We start from the raw sequence: 15,034 nt of genomic DNA, 5'->3' as shown, positions 1-15,034 counted from the left end.
AATAAGGACCAAGATGCCTGTTCAGCGCACTTTAACTGCGCTTGGTCAGAGCTCGCGCCACCTCGGTGAGTACCTGGTGCACGATCCGGCTCCCGGTCGGCACCAGCGACGGTTCGTAGGTCCAGGCATGACCCACCCAGGGATCGGCGAAGTGATCGTCGGGTACAGGGGTGAGTCGCATCAGCGAACGCCACAGCGGATCGAGCAGGGGGCCGTAGGCGGCGGCGTCCTCGCGGTCGGCCACCAGCAGGAGGTGGACACCGACGCCGGGCCCCTCGTCGGCGAGATAGCGCAGCCGGGTCACCGCCCGGTCGTCGAAGCCGTGCGGGAAGTCGTTGACGATCAGCAGCTGACGTGCGGGGTCGACATCGGCCGGCAGCGCTTCGGGCGCGCCGCCGCGCAGCGCCATCTGCACCAGGTCGACCCGCCGGGTGAGCCGCTCCAGCAGCTCCGTCACACCGGCCGCACCGGTCGCGGGAGGCGCGGCGAGCACGCCGGTCCGCGTGAGCGGGGCGAACACCGCCGCCCCGGTGGCGGCCGGGTCGATGACCTGCACGGTGAAGTCCCCCGCCGGATGCACGGCGAGCAGCCGCGCAGCGAGCGCCACCGCCGCCTCCATGGCCAGGCGCCGCAGCTCGGCGGAGTCCGGGAAGCCGCCGGACGCCGCCGGGCCGCTGTCGAGCCACAGGCCGCGTTCCAGCGGCATTCTGACCAGCAGAGGGATGCGCAGCGACAGGCTCTCGGGCAGATGGAGGTCACCGAGCCGCAGGGCCATCGGCGGCTCGGTCGGCACGCGATAGCCGTGCCAGACGGGGTTGTCCCAGCGGGCACAGGCCGGCGGAAGCGCGGGCTCGACCACCTCGCACTCGGCGGTGAGCTGGGCGATGTCACGGTCGAGGACCGCACGCGCCTGGTCCACCAGCTGTGTCCGGCGGGCATGGGCCGCCTCACGCGCCGCGTCGCCCGCGGTGCCGAGTCTGCCGCGGGGGTCGGTGAGTACCTGGTCGAGCTCTTTCTCCAGGCGGGAGTCGGCGAAGTCGACGGCGCTGCGGTACGCGGCGGTCGTGCGGGCCAGGTCCTCGAACATGCCCCAGACCTGGTTGTACAGCCGCTCCTCCATCGACCAGCCCACGGCGTCGCCCGCGACGGGCTGCGCGGGCCGGTCGTCGCCGGCAGCGGGGGCCGCCGGGGGAGGTGTCCCGTGCGGGCGACGGCCGGGGTGCGTGTAGTCGACCCGGGTGCCGCGGTCTCGCGAGGCTGCGCCGGACGTCTGGGTGTCGTGCGGGTTCTCCGCTTCGTACGGCGGCGTCGGCTCCGGCTGCCGCGGGGCGCGGGAGGGCGTCGGCCCGGGCGTCCCGCTCGCAGGGGTGTCCTGGGGCTCGGGTGCGTCGGTGTCGTACGGCCCTGCCGTCGGAGTGACGCGGGCGGCGGAGGCAGACGGCTCGGGTTGCGGGGCCGTGAAGGTGTCCTGCGGCGCGCGGGCCGGAGTCTCGTGCGCCGGCGGAGCGGAGGACGGCGTCGGCAGCGGGCGGGACGGACCGTGGGCGACCGCCTCACTGTGCGCCACCGCCTCGCCGGCGGCCACCACGTCGTCATGCGCCGCCGCCTCACCAGCGGCCACCGCGTCGCCATCCGCCACCGCCCCGCCAGCGGTCGCCGCCTCGCCGTGCGCCGCCGCGTGGGCGGCGGTCGCGACATCGGCGGCCTCGCGCAGGCCCTGGTCGGCGAGGAGCGCGGTCAGCCCGGCCGCGTAGCCCTGGCCCACGGCACGCACTTTCCAGACGCCCTGTCTGCGGTACAGCTCCAGTGCGAGCACGGCCGTCTCACGGTCCAGGCCGGTGAGGGTGTAGCAGGCGAGTTCGGTGCCGTCGAGGCCTTCGACCGTCGCCTGCGGGGCGGCGACGGCACCGAACCGGAGCGGTGTGCCGGGCCCGGTGGGCAGGGCGAGGAAGACGTCGACGCGGTGGACGGCCTCGGGCAGGGCATCCAGATCGACGGCGACCCGGTGTCCGGTGGCGGCCTTCCGGGGCACCTGAACACCGGGCAGGGCGGGCGCGCCGGGGTGGGCCACCCACTGCGGGCCGTGCACGGTGCCGTTCTCGTCGCCGAGCGTGGCTCCGGCCAGGACCGGCACCCCGGCCGAGATCCGGATCGTCAGCCGGACCTGGGACAGCGGGTGGTTCTGCCCCCGCACCAGCTCGGCCGTCATCGCCGTCGCCCCCCTGTGTCGTTGTCGTTCTCTCGTACGCCCCGCCGGTCGAGCAGGCGGTCCTACAGGTGCTGCTGGATCGCCGGCATCAGGTCCTGGAACGTACGGCCGCGGGCAGGGGCGCCCAGCGCGGTCAGCGTCCAGCCGGAGCCCGCGCGGTGCACCTTCGCCATGATCTGGGCGGTGTAGTCGCCGCCGCCGTCCAGCGTGTAGCGAGCCAGTTCCTGGCCGTTGGTCTCGTCCACCAGACGGCAGAACGCGTTCTGCACCTCCTGGAAGGTCTGGCCCGTGAAGGAGTTCACGGTGAAGACGATCTGGTCGACGTGGACCGGAACGCGCTGCAGGTCCACGAGGATCGCCTCGTCGTCACCGCCCTGTCCGGCGCCGCCGACGAGGTTGTCACCGGTGTGGCGGACGGAACCGTCGTCGCTCACCAGGTGGCGGAAGAAGACGACATCGACCGGCTGGTTCTCGGCGAAGAGAACGGCCGACGCGTCCAGGTCGATCTCGCGCGTGCGGGAGCCGAACAGACCGCGCCGCTTCGCCGCCTGCCATCCGAGCCCCATACGGACCGCGGTCAGGGTGCCCCCGTCCTTCTTCTCCAGGCTGATGGCCTGACCCTTGCTCAAGTTGACGGACACCGCTGAATCCCCTCTCGAAGGTCCCCTGTTGCCGCGCAGCGCGCGGTTGTCCAGAACCCTACGCAGGGGCACCGACAGTGCCGAACCCCGGCCCGCGCTTTGTGTCGGTGTTGCAACACTTGGCGCATATTCCGAGGTCCGGCACGGTGGCGGGGGGCTCAGGCGAGGCCGGCTTCCCGCATCTGGCGCAGCTCCTTCTTCATCTCCGAGACCTCGTCACGCAGCCGGGCCGCGATCTCGAACTGCAGCTCCGCTGCGGCGGCGCGCATGCGCTCGGTCATCTCCTCGATCTGCTCGGCCAGTTCGGCCGCCGGGCGGTCCGTGGGCACGGTGGCCGCCGCCTTGCCCTTGGCGGCCTTCCCGGCCTTGGCCGCCTTGTCGCCCAGCGTCGGGACGGGTGCCTTGGCGCCCTTGCCGTCCTTGGACTTGCGGTAGCCGGTCCCGAGCAGCTGCTCGGTGTCGACCTCCTCGCGGGCGATCTGCGCGACGATGTCGTTGATCTTCTTGCGCAGCGGCTGCGGGTCGATGCCGTGGGCCTTGTTGTAGGCGATCTGCTTCTCCCGGCGGCGGTTGGTCTCCTCGATGGCCTTCTCCATCGCCGGGGTGATCTTGTCGGCGTACATGTGGACCTGACCGGAGACATTGCGCGCAGCGCGGCCGATGGTCTGGATCAGCGAGGTGCCAGAGCGCAGGAAGCCCTCCTTGTCGGCGTCGAGGATCGCCACCAGGGACACCTCGGGCAGGTCGAGGCCCTCACGGAGGAGGTTGATGCCGACCAGGACGTCGTACTCACCGGAGCGCAGCTCGCGCAGCAGCTCGACGCGGCGCAGGGTGTCGACGTCGCTGTGCAGATAGCGCACCTGGATGCCGAGTTCCAGGAAGTAGTCGGTGAGGTCCTCGGCCATCTTCTTGGTGAGCGTGGTGACAAGGACGCGCTCGTCCTTCTCGGTGCGCTTGCGGATCTCGTGCACCAGGTCGTCGATCTGGCCCTCGGTGGGCTTGACCACCACCTCCGGGTCGACCAGGCCGGTGGGGCGGATGATCTGCTCGACGACGCCGTCGGAGCGCGACAGCTCGTAGGTGCCCGGGGTCGCCGACAGATACACGGTCTGGCCGATGCGCTCCTGGAACTCCTCCCACTTCAGGGGACGGTTGTCCAGCGCGGAGGGCAGGCGGAAGCCGTGCTCCACGAGGGTGCGCTTGCGGGAGGCGTCGCCCTCGTACATCGCGCCGATCTGCGGGACGGTGACATGCGACTCGTCGATGACGAGCAGGAAGTCGTCCGGGAAGTAGTCCAGCAGGGTGTTGGGCGGGGAGCCGGGCGAGCGGCCGTCGAAGTGCATCGAGTAGTTCTCCACGCCGGAGCAGGTGCCGATCTGGCGGAGCATCTCGATGTCGTACGTGGTGCGCATCCGCAGGCGCTGGGCCTCCAGGAGCTTGCCCTGCTTCTCCAGCTCGGCCAGGCGCTCCCCCAGCTCCTTCTCGATGTCGTTGATGGCCCGCTCCATGCGCTCGGGGCCGGCGACGTAGTGGGAGGCGGGGAAGACGTACATCTGCTGGTCGTCGCTGATGATCTCGCCGGTGAGCGGGTGCAGCGTGGACAGCGCCTCGATCTCATCGCCGAACATCTCGATGCGGACGGCCAGCTCCTCGTAGACCGGGAAGATCTCGATGGTGTCGCCGCGGACCCGGAAGGTGCCGCGTGTGAAGGCCATGTCGTTGCGCGTGTACTGGATGTCGACGAAGCGGCGCAACAGCTCGTCCCGGTCGATCTCGTCACCGACCCTGAGGGGGACCATCCGATCCACGTACTCCTGCGGAGTACCGAGGCCGTAGATGCACGACACCGAGGCGACCACGACGACGTCACGGCGGGTGAGCAGCGAGTTCGTGGCCGAGTGGCGCAGCCGCTCGACCTCCTCGTTGATCGAGGAGTCCTTCTCGATGTAGGTGTCCGACTGCGGGACGTAGGCCTCGGGCTGGTAGTAGTCGTAGTACGAGACGAAGTATTCGACCGCGTTGTTGGGCAGGAGCTCGCGGAACTCGTTGGCCAGCTGGGCGGCCAGCGTCTTGTTCGGCGCCATCACCAGGGTGGGGCGCTGGAGCTTCTCGATCATCCACGCCGTGGTGGCGGACTTGCCGGTGCCGGTCGCGCCCAGCAGGACGACGTCCTTCTCGCCGGTCCGGATGCGCTTGGCCAGGTCGGCGATGGCCGTCGGCTGGTCGCCGCTGGGCTGGTAGGAACTGACGACCTCGAAGGGCGCCACCGTGCGTTCGATGTGGGAAACGGGCCGCATGTCATCCACCGTACGACCCCGCACTGACAACGGGCCCCGATCAGCGGTTCTGCGGGGTCCGGGAGACGGGGCGTTCGGGCCGGTGCCCAGGGTGGAGGGCGGGACGCCGGTGCGGGTGGGAGGCGACGGCCGAGGCCGGGACACCGGGTTTGTGCTCGACGGGCCTGGAAACCGGCCGACCCATGATCATCAGCGGATCGAAGACCACCACGACTCCCGCGAGGAGCAGGAAGGCGAGCGGGCCGATCAGCATGGGCGCGAGCACCGACGGCTCCGGCGCGCCTCCGGCGGTGTGGGCAGTGCCGTCGAGGTGGACGTTGAGGGCCGCCATACCCGTGTAGTGCATGCCGCTGACCGCGAGTCCCATGACGAGGCTCGCTCCCACGCTCCACATGAAGCCCCGGACACGTCCGGCGGCCCACAGCGCTGCGGTGGCGGCCACGACCGCTATGACGACGGAGGCGGCGACGGTGAGCGTGTTGTAGGTGAACCGCCCGTGGAAGCGCACGCCGGCCATGCCGAGGTAGTGCATCGAGGCGACGCCCAGACCGGTGATCGTGCCGCCGGTGTACAGCGCGGTGCCGGTGGCGCCCCGGTATCCGACGATGAAGATCCCGACACCGACCATGACGATGGCGAGGGCGAGGCTCGCATAGGTGATCGGCTTGTCGTAATGGATCGGCGTCTCCTTGACGGCGAAGCCCATCATGGCGACGAAGTGCATGGTCCAGATGCCGGAGCCGATCGCGGCCGAGCCGAGGGCCAGCCACGCGGGCCGCCGGGAGTGCGTGACCAGCAGGGACCGGGTGGTGCAGCGCAGGCCGAGGGCGCCGCCGAGGCAGGCCATCAGGTAGGCCACCACCGGGGTGACGGCCCCGTAGCTGAATCCGTCGACCGTGCCTTGCATCCGCGGCTGCCCTTCCGCCCTCTTGCGCCCTGGAATCCCTCGAAATGTCCCCCCGCCCAGGACCGCCGGGGCGGTCAGGGTTGTCGCAGAGAGTATGACCCCCACCGGAATGGTCGAACGATTTTCCGGCAAAGAAACACGGCCTTGCCGCAGTTGTGGGGCATCGGTGAGCGGACTCGGGACGGATCCATTCAGCCTGTGGCCGTCGTGCGCCCGAGTGCCATTGACTTTCTGCTGTCACTCTAGTTGCTGTCCGTGTTCGCCAGAGGCGAGGAGTCTGCATGCACGCGCGCGTAGTTGCCGCCACGGCCGCCGCCCTCCTGGGCACGGCGGTCCCGCTGAGCCCCGGCTCCGATGCCCGGGCCGGCGATTTCCGCGAGCCGGTGGTGATCGCCCACCGGGGCGCCTCCGCCTACGCCCCCGAGAACACGCTGGCCTCGATCGACAAGGCGGCGCGGCTGGGCTTCTCCTGGGTCGAGAACGACGTCCAGCGCACCAAGGACGGCGAGCTGGTCGTCATCCACGACGACAGTCTGCAACGCACCACCAACGTCGAGCAGGTCTTCCCCGGCCGGGCGCCGTGGAAGGTGAAGGACTTCACCGCGGCCGAGATCGGCCGGCTGGACGCGGGCAGCTGGTACTCCCCCGCCTACGCGGGCACGCGCGTGCCGACGCTGAAGCAGTACATGCGCCGGATCGAGCACAACCACGAGAAGCTGCTCCTGGAGATCAAGAACCCCGAGCTGTATCCGGGCATCGAGCAGCAGACCCTCAAGCTCCTCGGCAACGAGGGCTGGCTGGACCACAAACACCTGAACCGGCTGGTCGTGCAGAGCTTCAGCGCCGACAGCATCCGGACCGTGCACCAGCTGAAACCCGCGATCACCACCGGCTATCTCGGATCGCCCACCGCGACGCAGCTGCACCAGTACGCGCGCTTCACCGATCTCGTCAACCCCTCGTACGCCTCGCTCTCCAAGGGGTACGTCGCGGCGGTGCACTCCATGGACGGGCCGCACGGCAGGCCGCTCAGGGTGTTCGCCTGGACGGTGAACGACGCGTCCACCGCGTGCAAGGTCGCGGGCTACGGCGTCGACGGGATCATCACCAACAAGCCCGACGTGGTGCGGGCGGCACTCGACTCGCACTGACCGCGCAGGGCGTTGTCAGTGGCGGGCCGTACCGTGGGCGCATGGACAGCCATGGGCAGGATGAGCAGCGGGTCGTGTGGACCGTGGTGGGCACGGACATCGGGCCGCTGATGCTGGCGGCGACCCGTGACGGCCTGGTCAACGTCGTCTTCCACGCCACGGACGCGGTGCGCGAGGCCGCCCTGGAGCGGCTGGCGGCCCGGCTGGGCACCGCTGCGGTGGAGGACCCGCACTCGCCGCTGCTGGCGGAGGCGACGCACCAGCTGCGAGCCTACTTCGCGGGCGAGCGGCACGACTTCGACCTTCCGCTGGACTGGTCGCTGATCTCCGGCTTCAATCGTCAGGTGCTGCGCGAGCTGGCGACCGGTGTGCCGTACGGCACGGTGGTGGGGTACGGCGATCTCGCCGGGCGCGTCGGACAGCCCGGAGGGGCGCAGGCGGTCGGCGCGGCCATGGGGGCCAATCCGCTGCCGGTCGTCGTTCCGTGTCACCGGGTGGTGGAGAGCGACGGCGGGATAGGCGGCTTCGGGGGCGGGCTGGAGACCAAGCGGAAACTGCTGGCCCTGGAGGGGGTGCTGCCCGAGCCGCTGTTCTGACCGGGCCCGGCTGCTCGTGTCCGGCCGTCGCCGGCCACCTGCGTCTTGATCGGTCCCGGCCACCGGTGTCCGACCGGCACCGGCTATGCGTCGTAGTGCCGGGCTTCGAAGACGTTGCCGTCAGGGTCGCGGAAGTAGAAGCTGCGCTTGGCGTTGCCGCGGGCGCCGGAGAGGTCGTGGTCGATGCCCGACACGGCGACGCCGCGTTCCTCCAGGCGGGCGCGCAGGGCGTCGAACTCGTCGGCCGGCAGGGACAGGCAGATGTGGTTGACGGGATGGCCCGCGCTCTCGGCCGCACCGGGCAGCATCCTCATGCGTGCGGCCATGGTGAGCGGGGCGAGGTCGAGGATGGCCTCCTCGTTGACGCGCACCGAGGGGAAGGCCACCTCTCCCCCGGCGAACTCGGCGACCCTGATCGGCTCCAGACCGACGGCCTCGCGGTAGAAGGCGGCCGCGGCCACGGGATCGGCCACCCACAGGACGACGTGGTCGAGACGCGTGCTGTTCCTGGTCATGGGCCCCAGGCTGGTGGCATGCCCCACAGTCCGCAAGCGGACCGGCCGCAGGCGTTTAACGGCGGCCCGCGCCCGCCAGAGATGAGGAAGGGCCGACGTACAGGAGGCGGTGCTCGTGGTGCTGGTGGTGTCGGAAGAAGTCCGGGAAGCGATCGGCGCAGGGCGGCCGGTGGTGGCCCTGGAGTCCACGATCATCGCGCACGGTCTGCCCCGCCCGCGCAACCTGCAGGTGGCCCTGGAGCTGGAGGACGCGGTGCGGCGGGAGGGCGCCGTACCGGCGACCATCGCCGTGCTGGACGGTCGCCCCTGTGTCGGTCTGGACAAGGAGCAACTGGAGCGGGTTGCGAACGAGGACGGCATCCGCAAGCTGGGCCACCGCGATCTGCCGCTCGCCGTGGCGGCAGGTGCCAGCGGGGCGACCACGGTGTCGGCGACGGCACAACTGGCAGCGCTCGCGGGCCTCAGGGTGTTCGCGACCGGCGGGCTGGGCGGTGTGCACCGGGAGTGGACGGTGACCCAGGACGAGTCGGCCGATCTGGGGCTGCTGGCCCGCACCCGGATCACGGTGGTCTGCGCGGGCGTGAAGTCGATCCTGGACGTGCCGGCGACCCTGCAGCGGCTGGAGACGCTGGGCGTGGCCGTCGCCGGATACGGCACGGACCGGTTCCCCGGCTTCTATCTGTCCGACTCGGGGCATCCGGTGGACTGGACGCTGGACACCCCGGAGCAGGTCGCGGACGTCATGCGGGCCCAGGATGCGCTCGACGCGCCGCCGTCGGCGCTGATCGTCGCCCAGCCCGTCCCCGAGGCGGAGCAGCTCGATCCCGAGCTGCACGCGCGCGTGCTGGCCGACGGCCTGCGCGCCTGCGCGGACCAGGGCGTCTCCGGTCAGGCGGTGACCCCGTTCCTGCTGGACTACCTGGTGCAGCACACCGACGGGGCCTCCTTGAGCGCCAATCTGGCGGCAGTGCGCGGCAATGTACGGCTGGCGGCGCGGATCGCCACGGCGTGGACCAGGGGGTGATCACGGACCGGGGCCGGGCCCTGCTGGTCGTCGGTGACGTGGTCACGGATGTGGTCGCCCGGCACCGGGGGCCGCTGGCGGCCGGCACCGACACCGCCGCGGCGATCCGCACCCTGCCGGGCGGCGCGGGCGCGAACGTGGCCTGCTGGGCCGCGTACACGGGATGTGCGGACGTGCGGCTGCTCGCGCGGGTCGGCAAGGACGCGGCCACGTGGCACGAGCGTGAGCTGGTCGCGGCCGGGGTGCGGCCCCGGCTGGTCCTCGATCCGACAGCGGCGACCGGCACGGTGATCTGCCTCGTCGACACGGGTGCGGCGGCTGAGCGCACGTTCCTCACGGACAGCGGGGCTTCTTTGCGGCTCGAACCCGCCGACTGGTCGGACGCGTTGCTCGACGGCGTCGGCAGGCTGCACCTGTCGGGCTATCTGCTGTTCACGGAGCCGAGCCGGGAGCTCGCGCGGACCGCGCTCGCGGCGGCACGCGCGCGTGGCGTGCCGGTCAGCCTCGATCCGGCGTCGGCCGGCTTCCTGGTGCGGCTGGGGCTGGACCGCTTCCTGGCCTTCGCGGAAGGGCTGGACGTGTTGCTGCCCAGCCGGGACGAGGCATGTCTGCTGACGGGGCTGCCGGATCCGGCGGACGCGGCCGCCAAGCTGAGCCGTCTCGTCCCGCTGGTGGTCGCCAAGGCCGGTGCGGACGGTGCGCTGGTGGCCCGCTCCGGCAGCGCACCGGCCAGGATCCCGGCCACACCCGCGGTCTCCCGGGACACCACGGGCGCCGGTGACGCCTTCACCGGCGCGTTCCTCGCCGGCCTGCTCGCAGGCGCGGACCCGGAGGAGGCGGCGGCACACGGCTGCCGGGCGGGTGCGGAAGCGGTCGAACGCGTGGGCGCCAGACCGCCGCGTCCGGGAAGCGACGGCTAGCCGGCGGCCGACGGCGCGAGGGCAGGGGAAGCGGAGACTCGACCCTCGGCGCACCGCTGACGCCGTGGCGGGGGCGGCTGGGATCGGTGCCGCACCGAGGCGCGGGCGCCCGGGTCCTCCTCCCCGTCAGCCCTTCCTCCCCGTTATCCCTTCGCCCCCGTTATCCCTTCGCCCCCGTTATCCCTTCGTCCCCGTTTACCATTCGCCCCTATTGGTCCTTTTAGTCCTTCCTCCCCCACGCCGAGATCATCGGCGCGGTGGCCAGATCCATGCCGCCGGCCTCGACGTTGGCCAAGTGCTGGTCGATGTCCTCATCGGTGGCGAGCCCCGCGCCGACGAGCCGGTCCCGGATCTGGCGGACCGTCGCGGCCTCCAGAGCGGTGCAGGCAGGTGATGTCACCGGGAAGAACGCATCGGCCTCCACCTCGCTCAGACCGGCCTCGCGGAGCAGACGCGGGAGTTTGCGGCCGTAGGACAGATCGGCGCCACGTTCGGCGAGCAGCTTGCGGAACCCCTGACGCAGGCGATTGGCGAGCCGCTGCTCGGGACCGTACTCGTCGGGGCAGATCAGGGGCTGGAGAGCGGGATCGGCATCCTCGATCAGCAGCCGCCCGCCGGGCCGCAGAGCTTGGATCATGGACCGCAACGCCCTTTCCCGGTCCGGCACATGGACGAGGACGAGCCGGGCATGGACGAGGTCGAAGCCCTCACCCGGCGGTTCCTCGGCACCCACGTCGTGAACGCGGACCTCCACCGGCGGACGGGCAGCGGCGGCGATCCGCGAGGTGTCGATGTCGGTGGCGACGACCTGTCCGGTGAGACCCACCTTCCCGGCGAGCCAGGACACCACCGAGGCGCCGCCGGCGCCGACTTCCCAGCAGCGCCAGCCGGGCCCGATGCCGAACGCCTCAATGTGCCGGAAGGTCGTGGGATCGAAGAGGGCGGCGAAGGCGTCGAAGCGCTCTGCGGCCTCGTTCTGCCGGTTGTCCAGGAGATAGCCGTCGGATGAGGTCATGCCTCGATCTTCCCAGTCGCCTTCGTCCACAGCCGGGAACGAAGCGGAACATCCTGTTCCCACAGGCTTACCCGCACTTTGCCCGCGGCTGGCAGACTTGCCGACCAAGGCGCGAAAGCGTCGCGTGAGGAGATCCAGGCGAGGAGATCCAGATGTCCATGGCGGGGAATCTGCGGAAGGTCACAGAGCTGGGCAGGGTCGGCGGCCTGCGCAAGGTGGCGCGGCTGGCCCGGCGGCGGCCGCGCGTGGACCTGAGTCATCCCGCCCGGTCACCGCTGGGTTCCTCGGTGGTCAACTGTGTGACGTACCAGGACGGCGTGCGCGTGCCGCAGTGCACGGACCTGGTGGATGCCGTGCGGATGGTGCGCAAGACGGGCGAGGGGTTCGTCTGGCTCGGGCTGCACGAGCCGACGGACCGTGAGTTCGCGGGCATCGCCGAGCTGTTCGACCTGCACCCCCTGGCCGTGGAGGACGCGGTCGAGGCTCATCAGCGTCCCAAGCTCGAGCACTACGGCAACACGCTCTTCGCGGTGTTCAAGACGGTCTGCTACGTGGAGCACGAACAGCTGACGGCGACCAGCGAAGTGGTCAACACCGGCGAGATCATGGTGTTCGTCGGCGAGGACTTCGTCATCACGGTGCGGCACGGCCGGCACGGCTCTCTGGGACCGCTGCGCGAGGAGCTGGAGGCACATCCGCATCAGCTCGCCAAAGGGCCGGCGGCGGTGCTGCACGCGATCGCCGACCATGTCGTCGACGACTATCTGAACGTCACGGACGCGGTGCAGGCCGACATCGACCAGGTCGAAACGGAGGTGTTCTCGGAGAACGGCGCACGGGTCGACCCCGGCCGTATCTACCAGATGAAGCGTGAACTGCTGGAGCTGAAGCGGGCGGTGGTGCCGCTCGGCCGACCGGTGGAGGACCTTGCCACCCGGCCCATACGGGTCGTGGCCCCCGAAATACAGGCCTACTTCCGGGACGTGCTCGACCACCTGATACGGGCCAAGGAACAGATCGCCGCCTTCGACGAACTGCTCAACTCGATCCTGCAGGCCCACCTCGCACAGGTGACCGTCGCGCAGAACGAGGACATGCGGAAGATCACGGCCTGGGCCGCGGTGATCGCCGTGCCGACGATGGTGTGCGGGGTGTACGGCATGAACTTCGACCACATGCCGGAGCTGCACTGGCGGTTCGGCTACCCGCTGGTCATGGCCGTCATGGCGGCGGCATGTCTGGTGCTGTACCGGGGCTTCCGGCGCAACGGCTGGCTCTGAGCCGCGGGGGGCGCCCTGCCGGGCCGTTCGGGATCAGCCGCTCCAGGCGGGATGGCGCGGGTCGTCGACACGTACCAGGACGTCCGCCGTGCCGGCCGGGTCGGTCTCGGACTCGTAGCGCTCGAAGGCGGGCAGCGTCCAGTGCTCGGTCTCGGGGGTGCGGCGGCGCAGGGCCGCCGGGGAGAGGAGGAGGTGCACGGTCAGGTCGAAGGGGAACCAGTGCCGCAGCAGGAGGGGTCCGTGGAGCAACAGGACTCCGCCGGGCGGGAGTTGGACATAGGGGCTGCGGGTGGCCCGGTCGGTGGCCGGATCCCACAGGTCGGGCAGGACGCGCCCGCTGCCGCCGGGGTCGAGCGGGCCGAAGACCTCGCGCCACAGCGCGCCGGTGTCGAACCAACCGCCGTAGTACGACTCCGCGTCGCCCCGCCCGTGTTCCAGACGCAGCGAGGCGGGGCGCAGGAAGCCCTCTGCGCCGACGACGAGTGAGGGCCGGCCCCGCACCCGCAACGCATCACCGACCCATTCGGCGAGGTCACCGGGCCGGGCGGCCGGGGCTCCGTCGAAACAGACACGCAGCCAGGCGCTTCCGTCGGCCGGCTCCAGCCCGGCCAGCCGATCGGCCAGCAGCCCGGCGAGCCGGTCCCACGTGATCGCTTCGAGTCGCACAGGGCCATGATGCCGGGTGACGGAAGGTGAGGTGACATTGGCCGCCGGGGGCGGGCTCGGCCGCGGAGAGAGCGAGGTGCTGAAGGCTGCCGGGCGAGCCGCGCGCTGGGTCCGGGAAGGGCCTGATCGGCGGCGGAGGGGCGGGTCACGCCCGCCGGACACTTCGAACGGCGGCCGCGGACGGGACGGTACTGCGCCGGCAGGGAACGGCTGCCCGGGACCGAGGGTGGCGAGGGCGGGGGTGAACCGTGGCTGTCGTACGCCGATCTCGCGGAGGCGGTGGTGGACGAGACCCGGGCTCCGGCACGGCACCGCACGCGGGTGTCGGTGTTCAACTTCCGGAGCGGGAAGGAGCAGCGCATCCGGGACGAGGCAACGGAGAAGGGGGAGGGGGAGGGGAGACGAGGACGAAGAAGGAGTAGCCCCACGCGTGGGAGGCGTGGGCGGCGGCGGGGAAAGTACCGCGTATGGCGCTTCCCTCAACTGCCCACTCCCCCGGTCGGCTTGTCGTCATCCAGGCGCAGAAGCCCAAGCGGTGCGCCGCCTGCCGGCGTGGGCCGCTGTCGCTGCTCGTGCTGGAGGACGGGGCACCGCGCTGCCTGGAGTGCGCGGACCTCGGACACCTGGTGTTCCTGCCGCGCGGGGACACCGCGCTGACCCGCAGGTCGAGGGAGGAGAGCGGGCTGTCGGTCGTCGTGGTGCGGTTCAACCGGCGCAAGAGCCGTTACGAGCGGCAGGGTGTGCTCGTGGAGGAGGCGGCGCTGGCCCGCGCCGAGGCACGCTGCCTGGCGGACGCGGAGGCGCGGCGCAGGCGGCGGGCGCGGGACGCACGGCGCCGGACGGTGGAGGACGAGCGGTTCGCGGCGGCGTTCGCGGCCGAGATCCTGCGACTCTTTCCCGGCTGTCCTCCCGATCGCGCGCGAGCCATCGCGGCACACGCGTCCGCGCGCGGCAGTGGGCGGGTCGGACGCAGTGCGGCCGGACGGGCGCTGTCGGAGGGAGCGGTGCTCTCGGCGGTGGTGGCGGCCGTACGGCACGTCGACACGCCGTACGACCAACTACTGATGAGCGGGGTGTCACGGTACGAGGCACGTCGTCGGATCGCCCCGGCTGTGGAGAGCGTGCTGCGGGCCTGGCAGGACGCGGGGGCGGAAGCAGGCTGAGCGGGAGGGGCAGACGTTCGCCAGGTCGTCGCGTTCCTCGGCCATGGTCGAGGACCGTTCCTGGGCACCGGGGGACGGTGCATGCCGGGCGCGTACGGGCGGAGCGACCGGGGGCGTACTGGGCGGAACAGGACGAGATGGGGCGTGGGGATGATCGACGGACCGTTCTTCGTCCTGGTCGTGGTGGCGATTGTCGGCACCGGCCTGATGGCGGGGGTCTTCTGCGCGTTCTCGACCTTTGTGATGCGGGGGCTCGCCGCGCTGCCGCCGGCGCAGGGCGTCGCGGCGATGAACGCGATCAACGCCGCCGCGGTCAGGCCCGCCTTCATGGCGGTGTTCACCGGCTCGGCGGTACTGAGCGCGATGATCGCAGTGGTGACGTTCGTGGTCTGGCCGGACGAGGGGAGGCTCGAACTGCTGCTGGGCAGCACGCTGTACCTCTTGGGCTCGTTCGGGCTGACGATCGTCGCCAACGTCCCGCGCAACGACAGGCTGGCCCGCATGACCCCGGGCGCCCCGGAGGCTGCCGTGTACTGGCCGGCGTATGTGCGCGAGTGGACGTTCTGGAACCACATCCGCGCCGCCGCCTCTGCAGCGGCCACCCTTGTCTACGTGCTGGCGCTCGGCTGACCTGCAGGCGGGTCCTTGTT

General features: G+C 71.2%; 14 protein-coding genes. 7 read left to right on the top strand and 7 right to left on the bottom strand.

Translation table 11 applies throughout. The features are described from left to right. Positions 1 to 31: 31 nt before the first annotated feature. The 4 genes from FB563_RS24890 to FB563_RS24875 form a co-directional block, all read right to left on the bottom strand. On the bottom strand, positions 32 to 2,209 hold the full coding sequence (locus FB563_RS24890) for a TerD family protein (protein ID WP_055707021.1): 2,178 nt from the start codon (positions 2,207 to 2,209) through the stop codon (positions 32 to 34). Positions 2,210 to 2,271: 62 nt separating this feature from the next. Continuing rightward, positions 2,272 to 2,850, bottom strand: coding sequence for a TerD family protein (locus FB563_RS24885; protein WP_055707022.1), 579 nt, complete (start codon positions 2,848 to 2,850; stop codon positions 2,272 to 2,274). Positions 2,851 to 3,008: 158 nt separating this feature from the next. Continuing rightward, positions 3,009 to 5,147 carry an excinuclease ABC subunit UvrB gene (gene uvrB, locus FB563_RS24880; RefSeq protein ID WP_055707023.1) on the bottom strand — a complete coding sequence of 713 codons (2,139 nt, stop codon included), beginning with the start codon at positions 5,145 to 5,147 and terminating at the stop codon, positions 3,009 to 3,011. 40 nt (positions 5,148 to 5,187) lie between these two features. Further along, positions 5,188 to 6,054 (bottom strand): MHYT domain-containing protein, encoded by an 867-nt coding sequence (locus FB563_RS24875; protein WP_055707024.1) that lies wholly within the window; start codon positions 6,052 to 6,054, stop codon positions 5,188 to 5,190. A gap of 281 nt (positions 6,055 to 6,335) precedes the next feature. Here FB563_RS24875 and FB563_RS24870 point away from each other — a divergent pair, with 281 nt between their 5' ends. After that, the gene (locus FB563_RS24870; RefSeq protein ID WP_055707025.1) at positions 6,336 to 7,205 is read left to right on the top strand and encodes a glycerophosphodiester phosphodiesterase; all 870 of its coding nucleotides are present in this window, start codon (positions 6,336 to 6,338) and stop codon (positions 7,203 to 7,205) included. Between the two features lie 41 nt (positions 7,206 to 7,246). Then, positions 7,247 to 7,801, top strand: coding sequence for a methylated-DNA--[protein]-cysteine S-methyltransferase (locus tag FB563_RS24865; protein WP_055707026.1), 555 nt, complete (start codon positions 7,247 to 7,249; stop codon positions 7,799 to 7,801). 83 nt (positions 7,802 to 7,884) lie between these two features. Here FB563_RS24865 and FB563_RS24860 read toward each other — a convergent pair whose 3' ends face one another. Further along, on the bottom strand, positions 7,885 to 8,316 hold the full coding sequence (locus FB563_RS24860) for a VOC family protein (protein WP_055707027.1): 432 nt from the start codon (positions 8,314 to 8,316) through the stop codon (positions 7,885 to 7,887). Between the two features lie 115 nt (positions 8,317 to 8,431). Between FB563_RS24860 and FB563_RS24855 the strand changes: the two genes are divergently transcribed. Both FB563_RS24855 and FB563_RS24850 read left to right on the top strand, forming a co-directional pair. Beyond that, positions 8,432 to 9,340 (top strand): pseudouridine-5'-phosphate glycosidase, encoded by a 909-nt coding sequence (locus tag FB563_RS24855; protein ID WP_055707039.1) that lies wholly within the window; start codon positions 8,432 to 8,434, stop codon positions 9,338 to 9,340. Continuing rightward, complete coding sequence (locus FB563_RS24850; protein ID WP_055707028.1) at positions 9,325 to 10,260, top strand: carbohydrate kinase family protein; 936 nt, start codon at positions 9,325 to 9,327, stop codon at positions 10,258 to 10,260. The genes FB563_RS24855 and FB563_RS24850 overlap by 16 nt, the downstream gene beginning before the upstream one ends. A gap of 220 nt (positions 10,261 to 10,480) precedes the next feature. Here FB563_RS24850 and FB563_RS24845 read toward each other — a convergent pair whose 3' ends face one another. Continuing rightward, positions 10,481 to 11,275 (bottom strand): class I SAM-dependent methyltransferase, encoded by a 795-nt coding sequence (locus tag FB563_RS24845; protein WP_055707029.1) that lies wholly within the window; start codon positions 11,273 to 11,275, stop codon positions 10,481 to 10,483. Between the two features lie 152 nt (positions 11,276 to 11,427). On the opposite strand from FB563_RS24845, the gene corA reads away from it, so the two are divergent. Beyond that, on the top strand, positions 11,428 to 12,555 hold the full coding sequence (corA, locus tag FB563_RS24840; protein WP_055707030.1) for a magnesium/cobalt transporter CorA: 1,128 nt from the start codon (positions 11,428 to 11,430) through the stop codon (positions 12,553 to 12,555). 33 nt (positions 12,556 to 12,588) lie between these two features. Here corA and FB563_RS24835 read toward each other — a convergent pair whose 3' ends face one another. Then, entirely contained in the window at positions 12,589 to 13,221 is a 633-nt protein-coding gene (locus FB563_RS24835) for a nucleoside/nucleotide kinase family protein (RefSeq protein ID WP_055707031.1), read from the bottom strand. A gap of 467 nt (positions 13,222 to 13,688) precedes the next feature. Between FB563_RS24835 and FB563_RS24825 the strand changes: the two genes are divergently transcribed. Together FB563_RS24825 and FB563_RS24820 are read left to right on the top strand one after the other, a co-directional pair. Continuing rightward, positions 13,689 to 14,384, top strand: a complete 696-nt coding sequence (locus tag FB563_RS24825) for a DUF2293 domain-containing protein (protein WP_063797091.1) — start codon at positions 13,689 to 13,691, stop codon at positions 14,382 to 14,384. A 150-nt stretch (positions 14,385 to 14,534) separates the two neighbouring features. Continuing rightward, positions 14,535 to 15,014, top strand: coding sequence for an anthrone oxygenase family protein (locus FB563_RS24820; RefSeq protein WP_055707032.1), 480 nt, complete (start codon positions 14,535 to 14,537; stop codon positions 15,012 to 15,014). Positions 15,015 to 15,034 lie beyond the last annotated feature (20 nt).

Origin of the sequence: Streptomyces puniciscabiei, assembly GCF_006715785.1 — a bacterium.
GTDB classification, from domain to species: Bacteria; Actinomycetota; Actinomycetes; order Streptomycetales; family Streptomycetaceae; genus Streptomyces; species Streptomyces puniciscabiei.
The sequence above is the reverse complement of the archived record's forward strand: the minus strand, read 5'-3'. Positions and strand labels throughout refer to the sequence as shown.

Bases quoted from the DNA above. Each gene is read 5' to 3' on its own strand.
- FB563_RS24870 (WP_055707025.1), top strand. From the start codon at position 6,336: ATGCACGCGCGCGTAGTTGCCGCCACGGCCGCCGCCCTCCTGGGCACG.
- FB563_RS24890 (WP_055707021.1), bottom strand. From the start codon at position 2,209: ATGACGGCCGAGCTGGTGCGGGGGCAGAACCACCCGCTGTCCCAGGTC.
- FB563_RS24865 (WP_055707026.1), top strand. From the start codon at position 7,247: ATGGACAGCCATGGGCAGGATGAGCAGCGGGTCGTGTGGACCGTGGTG.
- corA (WP_055707030.1), top strand. From the start codon at position 11,428: ATGTCCATGGCGGGGAATCTGCGGAAGGTCACAGAGCTGGGCAGGGTC.
- FB563_RS24825 (WP_063797091.1), top strand. From the start codon at position 13,689: ATGGCGCTTCCCTCAACTGCCCACTCCCCCGGTCGGCTTGTCGTCATC.
- FB563_RS24820 (WP_055707032.1), top strand. From the start codon at position 14,535: ATGATCGACGGACCGTTCTTCGTCCTGGTCGTGGTGGCGATTGTCGGC.
- uvrB (WP_055707023.1), bottom strand. From the start codon at position 5,147: ATGCGGCCCGTTTCCCACATCGAACGCACGGTGGCGCCCTTCGAGGTC.
- FB563_RS24860 (WP_055707027.1), bottom strand. From the start codon at position 8,316: ATGACCAGGAACAGCACGCGTCTCGACCACGTCGTCCTGTGGGTGGCC.
- FB563_RS24875 (WP_055707024.1), bottom strand. From the start codon at position 6,054: ATGCAAGGCACGGTCGACGGATTCAGCTACGGGGCCGTCACCCCGGTG.
- FB563_RS24845 (WP_055707029.1), bottom strand. From the start codon at position 11,275: ATGACCTCATCCGACGGCTATCTCCTGGACAACCGGCAGAACGAGGCC.